Origin of the sequence: Lujinxingia vulgaris, from assembly GCF_007997015.1 — a bacterium.
Lineage (GTDB): Bacteria > Myxococcota_A > Bradymonadia > Bradymonadales > Bradymonadaceae > Lujinxingia > Lujinxingia vulgaris.
Genome location: NZ_VOSM01000004.1, coordinates 1 through 19,040, shown reverse-complemented (window position 1 = coordinate 19,040; position 19,040 = coordinate 1). Strand labels below are relative to the sequence as shown.

Below are 19,040 nucleotides of genomic sequence, written 5' to 3'. Positions count from 1 at the left end.
TCTCAGTCCGGCTGGGCCATCAAATCGAGCGAGGCGGCGTTGACCGGCTCGCCAACCATCACTTCATATTCACTCTCGCCCCAGCGTTGCACGCTGAGACGCTTGCCGCCCTCACCCTCGTAGTCCCAGGAGTAGGCGGTGGTGCGCGTCTCGCTGCCGCTCTCGCGGCTGATCTTGGCGTCGCTGGTGCCTTTCTCGGTGAGGCGAAAGAGCTGGCCGAGGTACTCGATCTCTTCGGGGGGCTCCTCGTTGAGCGTAAGATCGGCCGGACGGTAGAGGGCAACTTCCAGCTCGTCGTCATCTTCGACCGAGAGCCAGATGTGGGCGTCATCACCGCCGTAGAGCTTGTAGTCGTGCCAGAAGAAGCCGTTGGCGTGGTTCACGATGCGCTGGTTGACGATGTAGGTCTGGTCGAGGTGCACGACCACATCGCCGATGCGCAGGCTGCTCAGGTTAACGTCGCGCCCCGGGGGCAGCTGCCGCGGCTCGGGCCGCTTGCCGAAGAGGGCAGCGAAGAAGCGTTTGAACCAGGCTAGCATCACAGCTCCGGGCAAAGATGGTGCACAATCAAGTGAGGCCATCGGGTACCACGAGGGAGGAGTCGGTGCAAATGACTGAGGAGGTGCGGTCGGGGTGACCGAGGGTCGGTCGAAGTCGTGTGTTTGTGCGGGTGAGGGAGGTGCGGCCGGAGTGACCGAGGGTCGGTCGAAGTCGTGTGATTGTGGGGGTGAGGGGGTGCGGTCGGAGTGACCGAGGGTCGGTCGAAGTCGTGTGTTTGTGCGGGTGAGGGAGGTGCGGTCGGAGTGACCGAGGGTCGGTCGACGTTCGTTGTGGCGGCAACCGCGCGCACGCTCCCCGGGATGTGGCGAAGGACCGTCAGCGATTGTAGTCGTAAACCATGATCACCGGCGGGTTGGAGTAGGTGCCCTCACGGTCGGCCCGCTGGGCGGTGAGGTAGAGCAGGCCACGCTCGGCATCGAAGGCGCCGCCGCCGATGGAGGTGGTGTTGAAGGGGATCTCAAAGGGGCCGTGGGCGAAGGGGCGCACCTCATGCGGAAGCTTGTCGCCATCTTTGACGGCGATGAGATCGTCGATGTCGAAGGCCCAGAAGAAGGGGCTGTAGTCGGTGACGTTGTTGGCGCAGTAGCCGCCGCAGTTGGCGGTTCCACCCTCCGGGGTGCATTTGTAGCAGACGCCGGTCTCGTGGCCGCCTGATTCGCCAATGACCAGGTAGGTGCGAGAGCCCGGGGGGATGAACCCGAAGGTGGCCCGCGAGAGGTGCGTCCAGATGTCGTTGGTGCCGTCGGTGTTGTTCATGTCTTCGTGAAGAGGGTGCTCCAGGCTGAAGTCCAGGAGCGCCTCGGTGGGCACCACCTCCGAGGGGGGCGCGGTCAGAGGCGCCGGGTCGAAGGTAAAGAAGGAGGGACCGATGCTCGCGCGGCCGTGAATAGGGATGCCGCCGGAAGAGCCGGTCAGGTGGGTGGCGCCCAACTCCGCCTGCAGCTCCTCGGGGATGGGACTGACCCAGCCGTTGGCGTGAGCGCGGCCTTGCAATTCATAATATCCGTCGACCGCCGAGCCCTCCAGATCATCGGGGTCGCGCAGCATCAGCGTGGTGTGGGTGTTGTCGGCCGGGGCGTCGTAATACTCCCAGGCGTGAATGAGGAGATCGTAGCCTTGGCCTTCGCCATCTTCGATGAAGGCCAGGCCGCCGATGCGGTCGATCGACTGGGGGTTCTCCGCCCGGTTAAGCACGCTGGCAAAGCCCTGCAATGGCGCCTGGGCCACGTTGAGTTCGGCGACCACGGCGCTGTCGACGAGCTCGGGGATCGTGAACTCGGCGATGGCCTGGTGGTGCGAGTGCCCGACGAGAAAGACCGAGGGACGCTCGGGGTGCAGCGCTATCGGTCCCTCGGAGTAGTTCATCGAGGAGTTGCCGAACTCGCCAGCCGGCACCCGGAAGGCGCCCACGAAGTTGAAAGCGTCGGGTGTGACGCGTGCATCGTCCGGGTCAGGTTGTTGCGCGTCGTCGCTGCTGTCCTCAGCGTCGTCTTCGGCATCCGGGGTCTCGGTGTCCGGTGCTTCGGTGTCCGGCGAGGTGGCGTCGGCGTCGTGGTGCTCTCCGGTGTCCGCTGGCGAGTTCTGTGCGGGATCGTCGTCACCGCTGCAGGCGGTGAGCGCACTGGCGGTGAGCAGGGCGCTGAGGAGGAGCGCGAGGCGATGGTGAAGTCGGGTACGGGCAAGGCGCATGGAGGTCTCCCCACAGCAGGGGAGCGTTTGCGGCGGCTCCCCGGGTCGGTCTGGCTTGGAGGTTAGGAGATGCGCGGAGGTTTGAAAAGGGGGGGCCAGGTCGCGCGGACTTGACCCTGCGGACTTGACCCAGGGTCAGCGGAAGAGGTGACCCTGGGTCGCCGGAAGTCCTTTCTTCATGCGGACCATCGTGCGCTTTTGGCTGCGCGGCGAAGGGCGTTTAGCGATTGTATGCGTAGACCATGATCACCGGCGGGTTTGAGTATTCGCGTTCGCGGTCGGCCCGCTGGGCGGTGAGGTAGAGCAGGCCGCGCTCGGCGTCGAAGGCGCCCCCGCCGATGGAGTTGGTGCTAAAGGGGATCTCAAAAGGCCCATAGGCGAAGGGGCGCACCTCATGCGGGAGCTTCTCACCGGCTTTGACCTCGAGGAGGTCATCGAGGTCGAAGGCCCAGAAGAATGTCGCGTAGTCGGTGGCGTCGCGCGCACAGTTGCCACCACAGGGTGCGGTGCGGCCTTCCGGGGTGCATTTGTAGCAGACGCCGCTCTCGTGGCCGCCGGAGTGCCCGATCACAAGGTAGGTGCGCGAGCCGGGCGGGATGAACCCGAAGGTCGCGCGTGAGAGGTGCGTCCAGATGTCGTTGTCCCCCTGCTCGTTGCTCAGGTCGTGGTGGAGCGGGTTGGCCAGGCTGAAGTCCATCAAGGCCTCGGTCGGCACCTCCTCGGAAGGTGGCGCGGCGAACGCCGCCGGATCGAAGGTAAAGAAGGTGGGGCCGATGCTCGCGCGGCTGTGAATGGGGTAGCCACCTGAGGAGCCGGTCAGATGCGTGGCGCCCAGCTCCTGCTGCAGCTCCTCGGGGATGGGCGTGACCCAGCCGTTGGTGTGTGCGCGGCCCTCCAGCTCATAGAAGCCGTCGATAGCGGAGCCTTCCAGGTCGTCGGGATCGCGCAGCATCAGCGTGGTGTGCGTCTTGTCGGCGGGAGCGTCGTAGTACTGCCAGGCGTGAACCAGAAGATCATACCCTTCGCCATCCTCAAAAAAGGCCATGCCGCCGAGTCGATCGAGCCTCTGGGGGTTGTCCAGACGGTCGAGCACGCTGGCGAATCTCTGGATCGGCCTCTCGGCGGTGTTGAGCTCGGTGAGCACGGAGCTGTTGACCAGCTCTGGAATGGTAAACTCAGCGATGGCCTGGTCGTAGTTATGCCCGACCAGAAAGACCGAGTTGCGCTCCGGGTGCAGCGCAATCGGCCCCTGCGAGAAGTTCATCGACGAGTCGCCAAACTGGCTCGAAGGAACCCGGAAGGCGCCGACAAAGCTGAAATCGCCGATGGTCACGCGCGGATCTTCGGGGTCAGGTTGTTGCGCGTCACCGCTATCCTCAATGTTCTCAACGTCTTCAACGTCGGGTGTCTCGGTGTCGGGTGCGTCTGTGTCCGGCGACGTCGCGTCGGCGTCCTGGTGTTCTCCGGTATCGGTCGACGGGGTTTGCGCGGGGCCCTCGTCACTGCTGCACGCAGTGAGCGCACAGGCGGTGAGCAGGGCGCTGAGGCGCAACGCGAGGCGATGGTGACTTCGGGTAGGGTTCGGGTGCATGGTGTTCTCCTCACGGATGAGGAGCATCGATTGAAGCTCCTTGGGTCAGTCTGGCTCGAAGGTGGGGGGAGACTAGGACGTGGGGCGCGGGTTTGAACAGGCAGGGCGTGTGGAGAGATGCAACAAAGCTCTGACCGAGGGTCGGTCGGAGTGACCGAGGGTCGGTCGAAGGTGTGTGGTTGCGGGGGTGATGGAGGTGCGGTCGGAGTGACCGAGGGTCGGTCGGAGTGACCGAGGGTCGTTCCGGTGGGGTGACCGAGGGTCGTTCGAAGCCGTGTGTCAATGCGGGTGACCGAGGGTCGTTTGAGGTGACCGAGGGTCGTTCGAAGCCGTGTGTTAATGCGGGTGACCGAGGGTCGTTTGAGGTGACCGAGGGTCGTTCGAAGCCGTGTGTCAATGCGGGTGACCGAGGGTCGTTTGAGGTGCCGAGATTATGCGGTTGAGAGCGTCGTCACCAGGGTGACCGAGGGTCGCCTGAAGTGCCGAGATTATGCGGTTGAGAGCGTCGTCACCAGGGTGACCGAGGGTCGCCTGAAGTGCCGAGATTATGCGGTTGAGAGCGTCGTCACCAGGGTGACCGAGGGTCGCCTGAAGTGCCGAGATTATGCGGTTGAGAGCGTCGTCACCAGGGTGACCGAGGGTTGCCGGAAGTGCCGAGATTATGCGGTTGAGAGCGTCGTCATCAGGGTGACCGAGGGTCGCCTGAAGTGCCGAGATTATGCGGTTGAGAGCGTCGTCACCAGGGTGACCGAGGGTTGCCGGAAGTGCCGAGATTATGCGCCGATGCCGAAAAAACCTTTGACGCCGGTCAGGGCGATCTGCACGCCCATCGCGATGACGATCAGGCCCATAAAACGCGTGGCGATGTCGCGGTAGAAGCTCTTAGGGGCCGGTTCCTCAGTGGATGCTTCGGGGGAGGGTGACGCGCTCGTCTTTTGATCGCGTTCCTTCGGGGCTTTGCGAGCGGCGGCGAAGAGCACCACCCAGAGCAGTGCGCAGGTGACGCCGACGGCGATGAGCGCGCTCAGGGGCAGGCGCTCGGTGCCCTGGGCGGCGATGGTGATGACGCCAGTGATGGGGCCCGGGCCGGCCGAGAAGAGGATCAGCGGGGTGAGCGAAGCCTGGTGGATGGCGAGTTCCGAGTCGGGGTCGGCGGGCTCGGGTAAGGAGTCATTTTCGTTGGGTTGTGCGGGGTCGGGGTTGGTCGGGGTCTGGCGCCCGCCGAGCATCGCGGCGCCGATGCCGATAAGCACCGCTCCGCCTGTGACCGAGAAGGCGTCGATGGAGACGCCAAAGATATCCAGGATGCGTGTGCCCAGGAGTGCTGCGCCGGCCAGAATCACCACCGTGGACAGGGCGACCTGGGAGGCGTCCTTTCGTTGAATGCCGCGGGGTTGGCCCTCCTCGATGTTGGCGAACATCGCCAGGCAGACCACCGGGTTGACCAGGGAGATCAGCGTGATGATGGCCTGCAGCGTGTTCTCCAAAACGACCTCGTGCCCGGGACGTCGGTGAGGATCATGGGGCGAACCACCTCCTCGAAAGGTCGGGCGTAAACCGGAGGTGCCAAGCATTTTCCTGAGGTCGGGCGGTTGCGCCGTGGGGATGGCGCTGGCTAAGGTATCGCCCACTTGAGGGAGTGCGAATGGACGGATGATCCGTGGATGGGTGCGACGATGGCGAGGCTTGTGATGAAGAAGCAGATGATGGGCGTGATGGCGGCGATGGCGATGGTGAGCCTGGGGGCGGCCTGCTCCGGGGATGATACGAACCGTCGCGACTCCAATGATGCGGGCGACGTGGGTGGGGATGGCGGCGACGTGGGCGATGGAGGGATGGTCGAAGATCCGGCGGAGGAGCCCGGTGACCTGGGGCAGCCCTGCAACTTTGTCTGCAACCTGTCGAGCTGCGTGGTGGAAGCCGAGGAGTGCGAGGGCGGCGTGTGCGTCTACCACCAGGAGCTCGGGGGCTCGTACTGCAGCCGCCTCTGCGTGGAGAGCTGCGCGCCGGGTTACACCTGCCAGCAGACCGAAGATGAGAGCGGACCGGCGTGTTTGAGCGGTGCGGCCGCCTGCGGCAATGGTCAGGTGGAGTTTGGCGAGGTCTGCGACGGGCAGGAGGGCTGCGCGGCGGATTGTTTGAGCTTGGAGGAGCCCGTCGAGGAGCCGGAGGTTTCGGGCGGTACGATCACGATGTCGCTCTATGGCAATGCGCCCGAGACGGTCAGTGGCGATGCTCCCGCGGTGACCGCCGAGTACACCCAGGGGCGCCTCTTTTTCTCAAGCTCGCTTAACGTGATGACCTTCGGGATGGACCTGCCCGAGCCGGGTGCGGCCATGCCTCTGGATCAGTTTTTGGAGATCGGGCTGGTGGAGAACGTCGGTGGGGCCAACTGCTCGTACAATGCGGCGACCACGGCGACGATTAGCGAGTATGACCACGCCGGACAGACGATCGCCGGGGACGCGGCATTTACGCTCTTTTGCCAGAGTGGCATCTGCGGGAGCGAATGCTCGCCGAATATCGATGTGGAGTTGGAGTTTGAGTTGCGTTGGGTGGAGTTGGAGGAGTGAGGTTTGGGGTGGGGGGAGTGCGTGTGGTTGGGTGGTTGAGGGGCCTGGGGGCGTGCGGTGTGGGGAGTGCGTGTGGTCAGGTGGTTGGGTGGTCAGGTGGTTGAGGGGCCTGGGGGGCGTGCGGTGTGGGGATGTTTGAGTGGGCGTTTGGGGGAGTGCGTTTTCCGGGTCTGAGGTGACCGAGGGTCAACGAAAGCTCAGTGCTGATGCGGGTGTGGGGTGACCGAGGGTCAGCGAAGCTCCGGTGACCGAGGGTCGTCGAAAGTTCAGTGACTATGCGGGTGTGGGGTGACCGAGGGTCAGCGAAGCTCCGGTGACCGAGGGTCGTCGAAAGTTCAGTGATTATGCGGGTACGGGGTGACCGAGGGTCAGCGAAGCTCCGGTGACCGAGGGTCGTCGAAAGTTCAGTGATTATGCGGGTACGGGGTGACCGAGGGTCAGCGAAGCTCCGGTGACCGAGGGTCGTCGAAAGTTCAGTGATTATGCGGGTACGGGGTGACCGAGGGTCAGCGAAGCTCCGGTGACCGAGGGTCATCTGAGGGGCAGCAACGACGCGGCGAATTGTCACTCTGCAGCGTCGAGTTGCAGGAGGGCGTGGGTGTCGCCCTGGCAGAAAAGTTCGATGAGGGTGGTGTGCTCAACGATGAGCTCGCGGCAGCCGCTGGCGGGAACTTCGCCGAAGTCGCCTTCGCCGCTGGCGTGCAGGATGGAGAGGGTGCAGCCGGTGCGGTCGGGGGCCTGCCAGCAGACTTCGACGGTGTCGCCGACCTTCAAATTGGCGTCGGGGGTGGCGCGAAGCGCGGCTGCGGCGGGTGCGGGGGGCGTGTCGGCTTTAGCCTCGGGGGGCCTGGCAAGCTCGGAGCCGGAAGGCGCCGCGGGTCGGGCGGAGGAGGGGGAAGGGGGGGATTCGGGCTCGCAGCCAAGCAGGAGCAAAACGGCTATCAGTGTAAATCGCATAAAAGACACAAGACCCGCCTGGCTGTGGAAAAGGTGTGGGAAAAGGCCGGGGGCGTTGTCTGAGCTGTTCAAAAGCGCTCAAAAATCAACGGAGTCACCTGATTTAAATGACCGCTGCGCGCGCCTTGGCCGAGACCCACTCCGAGAGCACGACGGTCGCCAGAATCACCAGGAAAATGACGCTGACCCGGCTCCATGCCAGAGTGTCGATGGCGCCCTGCAGCGCCATGCCGATGCCGCCGGCGCCCACCAGCCCGAGCACGGTGGCCTCGCGGATGTTGATGTCCCAGCGGTAGACGGAGATGCCCGCAAAGGCCGGGGCGATCTGCGGAATCACGCCAAAAGTGAGCACCTGCAGGCGGCTTGCGCCGGTCGACGAGACAGCCTCCACGGTGTGGGCATCGATCTCCTCGATGGCCTCGTAGAGAAGTTTTCCGCAAAAACCCACCGAGCGCAGCGCGATGGCGATGATGCCGCTGAGCATGCCCGGGCCGAAGATCACGACCAGCATCAGCGCCCAGATGATCGAGTTGACCGAGCGGGAGGTCACGAGCAGCGCCAGGGCCACCGGCCGCACAAAGACGCGCGAGGGCGTGGTGTTATTCGCCGCCAGAAAGGCCAGTGGCGAGGCGATCATCACGCCCAGGATGGTGCCCAGGGTGGCGATGTGGATGGTATCGACGACCGGGCCCCAGAGCTCGGCCATGTAGCTCAGCTGCGGCGGCCACATGCGCATCGCGAGATCTGCGCCCTGCATCGGCGCCGAGCCTACAAACTCCCAGGTGGTCTGGTCGCTGATGATCTTTGTGCAGAAGACCACCAGGGCTGCCACCGCCAGGGTGATGCCAAAATGTTGCCAGGCGGCCTTGCGGTCGCGGCGGCGCCAGATGCGGGTATCGCCTTGCTGCTCAACGGGCATCACAGAACCTTTCGACGGATGGCGCCGGCGATGTACTCGGCGATAAAGACGGTGGTGATGATCAGGATCAGTATGGCCGAGACGGCCTCAAACTCGTAGCGGTCAAAGGCCGTGGTCAGCGTCGCGCCGATGCCGCCCGCACCCACAATCCCGATGACCGCAGATTCGCGGAAGTTGATGTCGAGGCGGTAGAGCGAGAGGCCGATAAAGCGCGGCATGATCTGTGGGAGCACCGCGTACACGACGCGCTGCAGCCACGAGGCCCCGGCCGATTCCACGGCTTCGACGGCGTTCCACTGAATCGCCTCGATGTCTTCGGCGATGAGCTTTCCGAGAAATCCGATGGTGGAGACGACCAGCGTGACCACCCCGGCAAAGGGACCGAAGCCGAACATCGCCACGAGCATGATCGCCAGAATGATCTCGTGAAAGGCGCGCGTGCCGGCAAGTATGGCGCGGCAGACCAGGTAGACAGGGCGAATGGCCAGGTTGCGTGCCGCGCCCAGGCCCAGGGGCACCGAAAGCGCGATGCCGGCGACGGTGGCCACCACCGTCATCGTGAGGCTCTCCAGGATGCCGGCGCGGATGTCGCTCCAGCGCGTCACAAAGTCGGGGGTGAGCGCGGCCGCAAAGAAGGTGCGCGCGCGGCTCATGCCCTCAAAAAGGCGCGCGACATCGACCTCCACCGAGGAGAGTGCCCACAGAAGGTAGACGCTCGCACATATGTAGAGGGCCCAGCGGGTGCGCGGGTTGGCGATGTGCGGGGGGCGGCGCCAGCGTTGGGGCGCGCCGGCCGTCGGCGGCGTTGTGGGAGGGGCAGTGCTCACGCGGCGACCCCGTCATCTTCGGCCGGTACGGTCGCGTCGTCGCCTTCGGCGTCTTTGTTCCAGTCTTCGCCGCCGTAGATCTCCGGGAGCACCGCGTCGGTGAGCTCTTGCGGCTTGCCGTCGAAGACGACGTTGCCGGCCTGCAGCCCGACGATGCGGTCGGTGTAGGCGCGGGCCAGCGGCACGTCGTGGATGTTGATGATGGCGGTGAGGTTATGCGCTTTGCAGAGATCGCCCAGAAGCTGCATGACCTGGCGAGCGGTGCGCGGATCGAGGCTCGCGGTGGGCTCGTCGACGAGCAAAAGCTCGGGCTGCTGCATCAGGGCGCGGGCGATGCCCACCCGCTGGCGCTGGCCGCCGGAGAGGGCGTCGGCGCGGCGGTCGTGAAGCCCTTTGAGGCCCACCGTCTCCAGGAGCTCAAACGCGCGGTCGACGTCGGCCTGGGGAAAGCGGCGCATCCAGCTCTGCCAGAAGCTCACGTAACCCAGCCGGCCACTCAAAACGTTCTCCATCACCGTAAGGCGGTCGACCAGCGCATAGTCCTGGAAGATCATCGCGATGCGTCGCCGCGCTCGTCGAAGTTCGCCGCGCGAGAGGGTGGTCAGCTCCTGTTCACCGAGCTTCACCGAGCCCGAGGTGGGCTCGACCAGACGGTTGATGCAGCGGATAAGCGTGGATTTGCCGGCGCCCGAGGGGCCGATCAGCGCCACGAGCTGCCCGGTGGGCACCTCCAGATCGACCGAGGGCAGGGCCACAAAGCCGTCCGGGTAGCGTTTGTGCAGGCCTTTCAGGGTGAGCATCGCAACATCCTCGAAGAGAGGGAGGGAGGGGACTGATTGAAATTCACTGGCAGGAGTAGCCGGGCTTGAACACCTGGTCGATCTGGCGAATCACCTCCCAGTGATCTTTGTAGGAGATGGGGATAAAGCCGTCTTCGTCGGGGAACTCCCGGTCGAGCACCGAGCCCTCCCAGGGGAAGCTGAAGAAGGCGTCGCGGATGGCCTGCTCCAGCTCCGGGCGAAGATTGTAGGCGACGCCAAAGCCGGTGGTCGGGAAAGTTTTGGAGCGGTAGAGCACGCGGATCTCATCGCGGGGGACCTTCCCCTGATCAAAAAGGCGGTCGGTGACCACGTTGGCGACGGCGGCGGCGTCGTAGTCGCGGTTGTGGACGCCCAGCAGCGAGTTGTCGTGGCGCCCGGAGTAGGCGGCCTCGAAGTCGCGACCGGCCTGAAGATCAAACTCCGAGCCGAGCAAGGCCGAGGGTGCCTTAAAGCCGGAGTTGGAGGTCGGTGAGGTAAAGGCCAGGGTGCGGCCTTTGAGCTCTTCGACGGTGGTGATGCCGCTGTCGACATGCGTGATGAGCTCCATCTCGTAGCCAAAGGAGCCGTCTTCGGCGGCCATCATCGCCAGCGGCTTAAAGCCCGCGCAGTTCACGGCCAGGGGCAGGCTCCCGGTGTTAAAGCCAGCAATGTGCAGGCGTCCGGCGCGCATCGCCTCGATCTGTGCGGCGTTGGAGCCCACCGGGAAGAACTGCACCTCTTTGCCGGTCTCGCGCTCCAGATGCTCCAGAAAGCCGTCCCAGACCTGGCGGTACTGTGCCGGATCTTCGACCGGGGTGTAGGCGAAGATCAGCGTGTCCGGGTTGAGCCAGCGCAGCCCCTCGGGGTCGCGGTCGGCCACGAGATCCCCGTCGCGGTCGCAGAAGCGGGGGCGGTCGAGCTGGCCCTCGACGCACTCGCCATCGACCCAGTCGCCGACGCGCTCGCAGCCGGCAGTGGCGAGGAGCGCCCCGAAGAGCGTGGCCAGGGCCAGGGTGCGGCGAAGCGGGCGGCGATTGCGGTGCGTCATGGGCTACGTCGTGGGAGAAGCGGTGGTGGTCTGCGCGTTGTTATAACGCAGCCGGGCCCGCTCGCCAAACCGGCTTCGTGCACCTTTCGGTCTGCGCTCTGACGGGACGCCTTGAGTGGGAGGCGTTCGGAGGGGGGCTGCAGTCGCGGTGTCGCGAGGATGGAATGATTTTAAAATTTTCTGGCGTTGAACTCCCGCTATGGCCGACGCCCGGGCGGCGCCTGGCCGAGATGATGTTTAACGCTCAGTGGAGACAGGAGGAAAACCCATGCGACGAGCACCATGGATGATCGCGATGTTGGCGGCCACCGGCGTGGCCTGTTTTCAGCCGGAGACGAGTCCGGATCCCGAGGTCAGCTCGCCGGCTGCAGAAGAGGCCAGCGTAAAGATGGAGCCTCACCCTGACGAGGCGGCCGGCGCGGCCGGGCAAGACCTGCAGGTGAGCAGCGCTGAGATGGCCATGCGCCTGGAGCTGCCCGATGTGGTCGAGAAGGTCATGCCTTCGGTGGTGGGCATCAACACCGAACGCAGCGTGCGTCAGATGGTCTCGCCATTTGGAGGCTCTCCCTTCGGCGGGCATCCTTTCTTCGGGCCGCGGGGTATGCCGCAGCAACCTCAGGAGCGGGTGCAGGAAGGCCTGGGAAGTGGCGTGATTGTTGACGCTGAAGGCATCGTGCTCACCAACAACCACGTCATTGAGGGGGCCGACACCATCCGCCTCACCCTCAACGACGGTCGCGAGTTTGAGGCCGAGGTCGTGGGCACCGACCCGCAGAGCGATATCGCGGTGCTGCGTTTTAAGGAGGCTCCTGACGATCTTAAAGCCATTGAATTTGGCGACTCCGACGCGCTTCGGCTGGCCGAGTCGGTGGTGGCCATCGGCAACCCCTTCGGGCTCTCCAGCACGGTGACCTTAGGGATTGTGTCGGCGAAGGGCCGCGGCAATATGGGTATTGTCGACTATGAGGACTTCATTCAGACCGACGCGGCCATCAACCCGGGCAACTCCGGCGGGGCGCTGGTGAACCTGCGCGGGGAGCTTGTGGGCATCAACACCGCGATCCTCTCGAAGAGTGGCGGCTATCAGGGGGTGGGCTTTGCGATCCCCTCGAAGATGGCGCGCGGCATCATGGAGAGCCTCGTGGAGACCGGGAAGGTCAGCCGCGGCTGGCTGGGCGTGATGATTCAGGAGCTGACTCCGCAGCTTGCCAGCGCGCTGGAGATCCCGGAGAGCGCCCGCGGGGTGGTCGTCTCCGATGTGCAGCCCGAGAGCCCGGCGGCGCGCGCCGGCTTGCAGCGCGGCGACCTGATCACGAGCATCGCCGGGCGCAGTGTGACCTCCCCTGGAGAGCTGAAGAATCGGGTGGGCATGGCCCAGCCCGGTACCGAGGTGGAGATCGCGTATCTGCGCGAAGGCCAGGCGATGAAAGGGCGCCTGGAGCTGGGCTCGCTTGAAGACGCGGCCGGTGTTGCCAGCGGCCCGGGCGGCGCGCCGGGCTTTGCGCCCTCACCGGTCGAAGGGTTGAGCCTGCAGGCGCTCAACGATCAGCTGCGCGCGCAGCTGCGCGTGCCGCCTGCTGTGCGCCAGGGCGTGGCCGTAACCGAGGTGGAGCCGGGAAGTGAGGCCTCGCGCCTGCGCCTTCGCCCGGGCGATGTGATCCTGGAGGTTAACCGCCGCCCGGTCTCCAGCCCGGCCGACGTCTCACAGCTCTGGCAGGCCTCGCGCGGGCAGGTGCTGGTGCTGCTTTACCGTCAGGGCGCCACGATCTTTATGACGTTGCCTGCGAACTAAAGGTCGAGGACGGCTCTACGAAATCGATGGGTTGTATGTCGAGATGCCAGAAGCCCACCGCGATGCTCGCGGTGGGCTTTTTTGTCGTCGTGACCGAGGGTCGTTTTCGTGATCGAGTGACCGACGTGGTCGAGTGACCGAGGGTCGTTTGGGAGGGTCGTTTTGCGTGACCGAGGGTCAGGACTCGAGTGACCGAGGGTCGTTTTTGAGGGTCGTTTTGCGTGATCGAGGGTCAGGTATAACGGGCGGATTTTACAGGTAGAAAATCAGTGCCGGTGATGCGCGCGCTTATCGAGGGTGGCGTCCTGGCCCATCTCCGCTTCCAACTCGGCGAATTTGTCGGCCAGCGGGTCGTCGAGCAGCTGGTCGAGCTCGCGCTCGGCGATCTCTTCGTCGGTGGGCGCGCGTGTGGGGACCGCGCGACGCATGGGCTCGGGGTGGTGGGGCAGGCGCTCGGGCTGACGGTTGGGCGGGGCCAGGCGCAGGCCCCGGTCGTCGCGATAATAGCCCATGAGGATGGTCATGACATCGACCGCCCACCACAGCCCGAAGCCTCCGCCGGTGAGGAACATCAGCAGGCCGGTAAAGACTTTGCCGGTGTAGAAGCGGTGCACACCGAACACGCCCAGGAAGACGGCCAGAGTAAACGCCACCATGCGGCTGCGATCGCTGAATTGCTCCGGGCGGCGGCCGGGCGAGTGAACGGGGAGGTTTCGGGTCATCGGGTACTCCACGGGTGTGGCGGGGATGTGTCGAGAAGATAAGCGCGTATGCGGGTGATATCGGGTTTGGTGACTGTCGGTCGTGTCAGTTGACCTACGGTAATGTCAGTTGACTACGGTCGTGTTGGGTGACTGTCGGTCATGTCGGGTGACTGTCGGTCATGCCAGTTGACCTACGGTCGTGTTGGGTGACTGTCGGTCATGTCAGTTGACCTACGGTCGTGTTGGGTGACCTACGGTCGTGTTGGGTGATTGTCGGTCGTGTCGGGTGACCTACGGTCGTGTCAGTTGACCTGGCGGCTTCGCGTTTGAGTAACACCCCGCGGCGCGAAGCTATTTAGATCGATGAGAAGATGGCAAGGGGAGCGTGCTCGTAAGGGGAGGGTAGTGTTACGCCGTCGGCGGATGAAACGGTGCGCGTGGGTTACGAAAAAAGCCCGCTACCCCGAGGGGCAGCGAGCTTTTCGAAAGGATGGGGACTGTCCTCGACCGGGGGCTATCGGAGCTTAAGGCTGCCGGACGCCCTCGAAGGTGGCTTCCATCTCGGTGGGCGGACCATCGTCGCGGCGCACTTCGCCCAGGAAGAGCCCTTCGTTGACAAGGTCGGTTACGCCGTCGGAGTCGGTATCAAACATCAGGCCTTCGCCTTCGACGAAGAGGTTGATGGAGAACTCCAGGTCGGCGAGAAATTGATTGGCGTAGGTGCTGATCAGCGGGGCGACGAGAGAGCTACAGAAGCTTCCCACCGGCAAGTTGATGCCACCCACATTCACCGAGCCGATGTTATCACAGATCCAGTAGTTGAGCGCTCCGGAGATGCTGTTGGCGTTGCCGCCGGTCATCGCCGGAATCAGGGTGTCGTTGAGGATCTGCAGAATGACCAGGCCGTAGGGCACCGTCATCTCATGAGAGTCGATTTCCAGGCGATTATAGTTGGTCAGACGACCATCCCACTCCGATTGTAATGCACCGATGCTGCTGCCAGAGCCCAGGCCGAAGCGAATCTCACCGCAGTCTGCGGGGCTGGTGTCGGTGCAGTTGCGACGCCAGTAGAAGTTCATGGCCTGCCAGGCGTCCACCCCGCGAAGCTCGCCCTCACCGACCTGCTTGTTGCTGATGGTCAGAACGCTCTCGACCTTCATCTGGCTGATCGTGTCGTTGAGATCCTGACCGATGGCCATCAGGTCGACGAAGAAGTCCATGCGGCTGAGCTGATCGTTGACGAAGTCTTCGATGGTGTCGCGAGCTTCTCCGCCGAATGCCATCGCGATGAGGCATTCTTCCAGGCTGCGATTTTCGCAGACCCATTCTTCCGCCCAGTCGATCACCAGGTCGGCAATGGCGCGCCCCGGATTGGAGATGGCTTCGACTGCAGTGACGATCGTCGAACCAATCGCCCCGGTGCTGGAGATCGCCTCGCGGAAATCCCAATAACTCTCGACGTCGTAGACGCCAGTGGGCATCAGGTCGAGCAGCGTGAGGTCGACCATCACGTCGGTGGTAACTTCGGGCTCGGCGCTGACGTCGTCGGCGCAGCCAAAGGCCATGATCTGGTCGAAGGCGCCGCGGCCGTAGGCCACGACGGTGTAGCGGTCGCTCGGGTCGAGGCCTTCAAAGAGGGCAGTGTTGGTGAGGTCGGCCAGGTCGGCTTCGAGCAGGTGCGCGGCGGCCGGCGGGGTGAAGGTGGGGATGGAGGAGCAGGGCTGTTGGACGGCGTCCCACAGGCGCAGCTGCACGAAGCTCAGGGGGGCGACGTCGCTGCGGTCGTAGGAGGCGCCAATGCGCAACGCGCCTACCGGAACCGTTCCCACCTCGACGCTAAAGTCGACCGGGTCATCGGCCCAGCTGTGGGTGGCGCGCACGCGGATGGTGCCCAGCGCGTCGCCGACGAGCAGGCGGTTGGTAGCAATACCCTGCGCATTGGTGAATGAGGAGCCGGACTGGAGGCGAGTTTGCGTGGAGCCGGTTTCGGCGATGATCTCGAAGGTGATCGCTTCATCCGGCGTGACTTCTCCCTGGTCATCGGACAGGCGCACCTGAAGTTCCAGTGACTCGCCGATGAAGGTGGCCTGGTCGGTCTGGCTGACGGCGCTGAGCGTGTATCCGCGGGCGTCGTCGTTGGTCGGCGGGTCCCGGTCGGGGTTGGTGTCGACGCGGGTGACGCCGTCGCCCGTATTATAATGCACGCTGCTCTCACCGCAGGCTGCTGCGCTCAGAAGAAGCGCCAGCGCCGCGAGAGAGGGCATCCAGGAAGAGGTGCGAATCATGAGGTTATCCATACGTTAGTCTGACGCGTCGGCAGCCAGAGGGAGCTCGATCGGAGAGATCCAAAGTGTAGAGCAAGTCACATGCCACATTCAAAAGGTGGCCAAAATCATGCGCAAGTGGGCGAAGCCATAGCGAAATCTCGGGTGAATGACAAGTCGCGTCATGCACGAATATGGCCCGTGGAGTGGGGACGCGGCTCTTGAAGCAAGCGCACGGGTGCTCATAGGCACATAAAAGGGCGTGCCAGATTGGCACGCCCTTCGGACATTCACGCCGGTGGGGCTGGCGCCCCGCCGATGTGCTACTGCGCCGTAAACTTACTCGACGGGCGGCACCACCACGCTGTCGATGACGTGAATGATGGCGTTGCTCGACAGGATGTTGGCTTCGGTGACCGTAGCACCTTCATAGGTGACGGTGGCGCCGTCGACCACGACTGCCGCTTCGGCACCATTGACCGTGGCGACGTTGCCGCTGGCCAGGTCGAAGGAGCTGACGTAGCCCGGTACGACGTGGAAGGTGAGGATGCCGGCGAGTTCCTCGGCATTGTATTCTTCCAGATTAATGTCTGCGAAGGCCGGGTCAGCCGGGGCAAACACGGTGAAGGGACCACCGGTCGCGACGGTTTCGCCGAGTTCAGCAGCGGCGACCGCGGCCATAAGGCCGGTGAAGTTGCCCGAATCGGCGGCGGTCTCAGCGGCGTTGAAGGCCGGCGGGAAGACCACTTCGTCGATGACGTGGATCACGCCGTTGGTAGCGATGACGTCGGTGGTACTGATCGGCGCGGTGGCGAAGGTCAGTCCGTCGATGTCTTCGATGATGGCCGGCGCACCAGGGACCTCGGGGTCGAGGCTAAGGGTCGTAACGGCGCCCGGGGTGACATCAGCAGCGAGCACCTCGCCTTCAACGACGTGATAGGCGAGCACAGCGGCGAGCTCGGCGGGCTCCATCTCTGCGATGGCGGCGGAGTCGAGATCAGCCGCCTCAAACGCCGCGTTGGTCGGCGCGAAGACGGTGAAGGGGCCTTCGGCAGCCAGGTCGTCATCCAGACCCGCGCGGACCACCGCTTCGACGAGAAGCGAGAAGTCTTCGTTGGCCTGAGCGGTCTCGACGATGTTGAGGGGCTCTTCGTCGCCGCCGTCAACGTCATCGCCGCCATCGGTTTCGTCGCCGCCGTCAACATCCTCGCCGCCGTCTGTCTCGTCGCCACCGTCGCCTGCGTCACCGGCATCTTCCTCAACACCGGTGTCATCGATGGTGTCGGGGTCGTCATCGTCACCACCGCACGCCACCACGAATGCACCGATCAAAAAAAGTACCAGAAGTTTCAGAGTCTTGTTCATGATCCATCTCCTTAAACTGCGTTAAGTTCAGTGTTGCGATCGTCGCTTTCGGAGTTGACCACCTTTTGAACAGGCTTGCCCTGTTTCGTTGGCAAACCCGCCGGTGGCACCGTACCCGAGAGCTCGCAGGGAACCTTAGGAGCGAGTTGGAAGGTGGCAAGTCAGGAGTGTGATTCTTTTGAACAGGTTATGAAACTCGCGTTGAACAGGTCTAACGCAGCGAGTCAAGGAGCTCGCCTAACCCCTTATCTGGCGGGATATAGCAGCCACCCAGGCAGGGAGGGGTTTCATCGACGTTTTGAAGATCGTTTTCGTAGAGCGACCAGCTCTGGCGGTAGTTGCCCAGGTCACGGCCGGCGAGCTCGCGGAATGCGTCGAATTCGTGCTGTCGCATGCGGGCGTGATGGCCGGGGTGCCACTCGAAGTGAAAGATGTCGTCGTAGCGTGCCCCCCAGATGATGCCCAGCCCTTCCGCGAGCTCGCCGATGCGCTCCCATTGTTTGCGGTCGGCCTCGTAGTGGCGGTTGGCCTCGCTCATGGTGGCGCGGTGGGTAAGGTTGAGATCAAATGCCATGCCGACGTGATGCCAGCTCGCCAGGCGCCGGCCCCCGGGTGGGCTCCAGCGGCGGTGGCCGGAGATGAACACCACCTCGATGCCCTCGTGCTCGAGCAGCGCATACAGGAGGCGGGCGCGCAGCGCGATTTCGGGGTGAATGGTCTCCAGGTGGTTTCCGCCGCGAATCTCGTCGATGTCGGGAAGGGTGATAGGCGGCAGCGTGGGGTTGGGGGCGGGAATTGCTCCGGCGTCGGGAGATGTGGCGGAAGTCGGCGGGCCGGCGAGCTCGGGAGAGGAAAAGTCGACCTGACAGTAGGGTGAGGGGTCGACGCCGATGACGTGCGCCGGGCCCTGGTAGCCGCGCTGGCGTTGGCCGCGAATGAACTCGGCGATGAGGCAGGCGTCGACGCCGACCTCCACCAGGTGCAGCTCACCGCCGACGACCCGGAGTTTGCTAAGCCCTTCGAGTGTGGCGAGGCCCGGGAGTCCCACGAGCATCACGTCGCCACCGACCGCCTCGAGGTTGCGCAGCCCTTCGAGGTGGTTGAGCAAAAAGCTCTGGCGCACGATCAGGCTGCCCTCGACGCGCTCAATGCTGCCGAGGTCGGGAAGTGCCGACTCCCGGATGTTCTCAATGACCAGGTCGCCGGTGATCAGCGTGCAGCCTCCAAGGTCGCTGAGCGGGGCGGGCGCGCAGACGCCGGGGCCGGAGCGTGGTCTGGAGGCGCCGCTCGAAGCCTCGGTGGATTGCTCGGCACCCAGGGTCGAGGGGGCGGGCTGGGCGCTGGCACATCCGGCGAAGGTGAGGAGGGCGGAGGTGGTCAGTGTGACAACGCGTGCCGCAATCCTGGGGAGGCGTGCGAGGTTGGCGCGCCGCTGCGATGTGATGTGGGAGAACATGGGCCGGCTCCGAGGTTGGGGGCGCGGGGAGTGTAGCATAGGTGGTGTTAGCAGAGGCGATCGAGGGTCGCAAAGCGGTGACCGAGGGTCACGGCTGAGGGGCCATTTGCGTGACCGAGGGTCGTCCTCTTACATGACCGAGGGTCGTCCTCTTACATGACCGAGGGTCGTCTTTTTGCATGACCGAGGGTCGTCTGCTGTCTTCTGTTTACGCGGGTTATCGCCACCTCTGGCGCGATTTGTTCGACGTTGGTTTCAAGCCTCTCGGTCACAATTGCTGAGTGTCGCGCGCGACCCAGCGATTGTTATTTGGCTCTGTCGCGGTGGACGTGAAGAACGTCATACATTGTGACGCCAGGTGGACGAGGGCGAGATCGTTTTGTTCACGAAAATGAGAAATGCTCAAGACATGGTCACGTGACCGAGGGTCACCTGAAGTCCTTAGTTTAAGCGCCTGATCGTCACTTAGAGCTGGCTGGTCGCCGACGCAGGCG

At 64.2% G+C, this 19,040-nt stretch carries 16 protein-coding genes; 2 read left to right on the top strand and 14 right to left on the bottom strand.

Going from position 1 to position 19,040, the window contains the following annotated elements; translation table 11 throughout:
- Positions 1-2: 2 nt before the first annotated feature.
- The 4 genes from FRC98_RS09465 to FRC98_RS09450 all read right to left on the bottom strand — a co-directional run bounded on the left by FRC98_RS09465 (position 3) and on the right by FRC98_RS09450 (position 5,328).
- Complete coding sequence (locus FRC98_RS09465; RefSeq protein WP_230467464.1) at positions 3-539, bottom strand: DUF4178 domain-containing protein; 537 nt, start codon at positions 537-539, stop codon at positions 3-5.
- A 337-nt stretch (positions 540-876) separates the two neighbouring features.
- Positions 877-2,250, bottom strand: a complete 1,374-nt coding sequence (locus FRC98_RS09460; protein WP_146981063.1) for a hypothetical protein — start codon at positions 2,248-2,250, stop codon at positions 877-879.
- Positions 2,251-2,470: 220 nt separating this feature from the next.
- Entirely contained in the window at positions 2,471-3,841 is a 1,371-nt protein-coding gene (locus FRC98_RS09455) for a hypothetical protein (protein WP_146981062.1), read from the bottom strand.
- 773 nt (positions 3,842-4,614) lie between these two features.
- Positions 4,615-5,328, bottom strand: a complete 714-nt coding sequence (locus tag FRC98_RS09450) for a MarC family protein (protein ID WP_230467463.1) — start codon at positions 5,326-5,328, stop codon at positions 4,615-4,617.
- 204 nt (positions 5,329-5,532) lie between these two features.
- On the opposite strand from FRC98_RS09450, the gene FRC98_RS09445 reads away from it, so the two are divergent.
- On the top strand, positions 5,533-6,414 hold the full coding sequence (locus FRC98_RS09445; protein ID WP_146981060.1) for a hypothetical protein: 882 nt from the start codon (positions 5,533-5,535) through the stop codon (positions 6,412-6,414).
- Positions 6,415-6,978: 564 nt separating this feature from the next.
- Here FRC98_RS09445 and FRC98_RS09440 read toward each other — a convergent pair.
- The 5 genes from FRC98_RS09440 to phnD form a co-directional block, all read right to left on the bottom strand.
- Positions 6,979-7,371, bottom strand: coding sequence for a hypothetical protein (locus FRC98_RS09440; RefSeq protein WP_146981059.1), 393 nt, complete (start codon positions 7,369-7,371; stop codon positions 6,979-6,981).
- A gap of 103 nt (positions 7,372-7,474) precedes the next feature.
- Positions 7,475-8,290, bottom strand: a complete 816-nt coding sequence (gene phnE / locus FRC98_RS09435; RefSeq protein ID WP_146981058.1) for a phosphonate ABC transporter, permease protein PhnE — start codon at positions 8,288-8,290, stop codon at positions 7,475-7,477.
- Positions 8,290-9,117 carry a phosphonate ABC transporter, permease protein PhnE gene (phnE, locus tag FRC98_RS09430; protein ID WP_146981057.1) on the bottom strand — a complete coding sequence of 276 codons (828 nt, stop codon included), beginning with the start codon at positions 9,115-9,117 and terminating at the stop codon, positions 8,290-8,292. The genes phnE (FRC98_RS09435) and phnE (FRC98_RS09430) overlap by 1 nt, the downstream gene beginning before the upstream one ends.
- Positions 9,114-9,917 (bottom strand): phosphonate ABC transporter ATP-binding protein, encoded by an 804-nt coding sequence (gene phnC / locus FRC98_RS09425; RefSeq protein WP_146981056.1) that lies wholly within the window; start codon positions 9,915-9,917, stop codon positions 9,114-9,116. Before phnC ends, phnE (FRC98_RS09430) begins: the two co-directional genes overlap by 4 nt.
- 43 nt (positions 9,918-9,960) lie before the next feature.
- Entirely contained in the window at positions 9,961-10,965 is a 1,005-nt protein-coding gene (gene phnD / locus FRC98_RS09420; protein WP_146981055.1) for a phosphate/phosphite/phosphonate ABC transporter substrate-binding protein, read from the bottom strand.
- 268 nt (positions 10,966-11,233) lie between these two features.
- Here phnD and FRC98_RS09415 point away from each other — a divergent pair, with 268 nt between their 5' ends.
- The gene (locus tag FRC98_RS09415) at positions 11,234-12,757 is read left to right on the top strand and encodes a DegQ family serine endoprotease (RefSeq protein WP_146981054.1); all 1,524 of its coding nucleotides are present in this window, start codon (positions 11,234-11,236) and stop codon (positions 12,755-12,757) included.
- A gap of 266 nt (positions 12,758-13,023) precedes the next feature.
- On the opposite strand, the gene FRC98_RS21460 is transcribed toward FRC98_RS09415, so the two are convergent.
- The 5 genes from FRC98_RS21460 to FRC98_RS21455 all read right to left on the bottom strand — a co-directional run.
- Positions 13,024-13,479, bottom strand: coding sequence for a TM2 domain-containing protein (locus tag FRC98_RS21460; RefSeq protein WP_230467462.1), 456 nt, complete (start codon positions 13,477-13,479; stop codon positions 13,024-13,026).
- 506 nt (positions 13,480-13,985) lie between these two features.
- Positions 13,986-15,746, bottom strand: a complete 1,761-nt coding sequence (locus tag FRC98_RS09405) for a hypothetical protein (protein ID WP_146981053.1) — start codon at positions 15,744-15,746, stop codon at positions 13,986-13,988.
- Positions 15,747-16,064: 318 nt separating this feature from the next.
- Positions 16,065-17,090: a fasciclin domain-containing protein gene (locus FRC98_RS09400; protein WP_146981052.1), complete on the bottom strand. Its 1,026-nt coding sequence runs from the start codon at positions 17,088-17,090 to the stop codon at positions 16,065-16,067.
- Positions 17,091-17,301: 211 nt separating this feature from the next.
- Positions 17,302-18,546 (bottom strand): M15 family metallopeptidase, encoded by a 1,245-nt coding sequence (locus FRC98_RS09395; protein WP_146981051.1) that lies wholly within the window; start codon positions 18,544-18,546, stop codon positions 17,302-17,304.
- A gap of 268 nt (positions 18,547-18,814) precedes the next feature.
- The coding region (locus FRC98_RS21455; RefSeq protein WP_230467461.1) for a hypothetical protein at positions 18,815-19,040 on the bottom strand (226 nt) is incomplete at its 5' end.

Bases quoted from the DNA above. Each gene is read 5' to 3' on its own strand.
- FRC98_RS09405 (WP_146981053.1), bottom strand. From the start codon at position 15,746: ATGATTCGCACCTCTTCCTGGATGCCCTCTCTCGCGGCGCTGGCGCTT.
- phnC (WP_146981056.1), bottom strand. From the start codon at position 9,917: ATGCTCACCCTGAAAGGCCTGCACAAACGCTACCCGGACGGCTTTGTG.
- FRC98_RS09445 (WP_146981060.1), top strand. From the start codon at position 5,533: ATGAAGAAGCAGATGATGGGCGTGATGGCGGCGATGGCGATGGTGAGC.
- FRC98_RS09460 (WP_146981063.1), bottom strand. From the start codon at position 2,250: ATGCGCCTTGCCCGTACCCGACTTCACCATCGCCTCGCGCTCCTCCTC.
- FRC98_RS09465 (WP_230467464.1), bottom strand. From the start codon at position 539: ATGCTAGCCTGGTTCAAACGCTTCTTCGCTGCCCTCTTCGGCAAGCGG.
- FRC98_RS09395 (WP_146981051.1), bottom strand. From the start codon at position 18,546: ATGTTCTCCCACATCACATCGCAGCGGCGCGCCAACCTCGCACGCCTC.
- FRC98_RS21460 (WP_230467462.1), bottom strand. From the start codon at position 13,479: ATGACCCGAAACCTCCCCGTTCACTCGCCCGGCCGCCGCCCGGAGCAA.
- FRC98_RS09400 (WP_146981052.1), bottom strand. From the start codon at position 17,090: ATGAACAAGACTCTGAAACTTCTGGTACTTTTTTTGATCGGTGCATTC.
- phnE (WP_146981058.1), bottom strand. From the start codon at position 8,290: ATGCCCGTTGAGCAGCAAGGCGATACCCGCATCTGGCGCCGCCGCGAC.
- FRC98_RS09440 (WP_146981059.1), bottom strand. From the start codon at position 7,371: ATGCGATTTACACTGATAGCCGTTTTGCTCCTGCTTGGCTGCGAGCCC.
- FRC98_RS09455 (WP_146981062.1), bottom strand. From the start codon at position 3,841: ATGCACCCGAACCCTACCCGAAGTCACCATCGCCTCGCGTTGCGCCTC.
- phnD (WP_146981055.1), bottom strand. From the start codon at position 10,965: ATGACGCACCGCAATCGCCGCCCGCTTCGCCGCACCCTGGCCCTGGCC.
- FRC98_RS09415 (WP_146981054.1), top strand. From the start codon at position 11,234: ATGCGACGAGCACCATGGATGATCGCGATGTTGGCGGCCACCGGCGTG.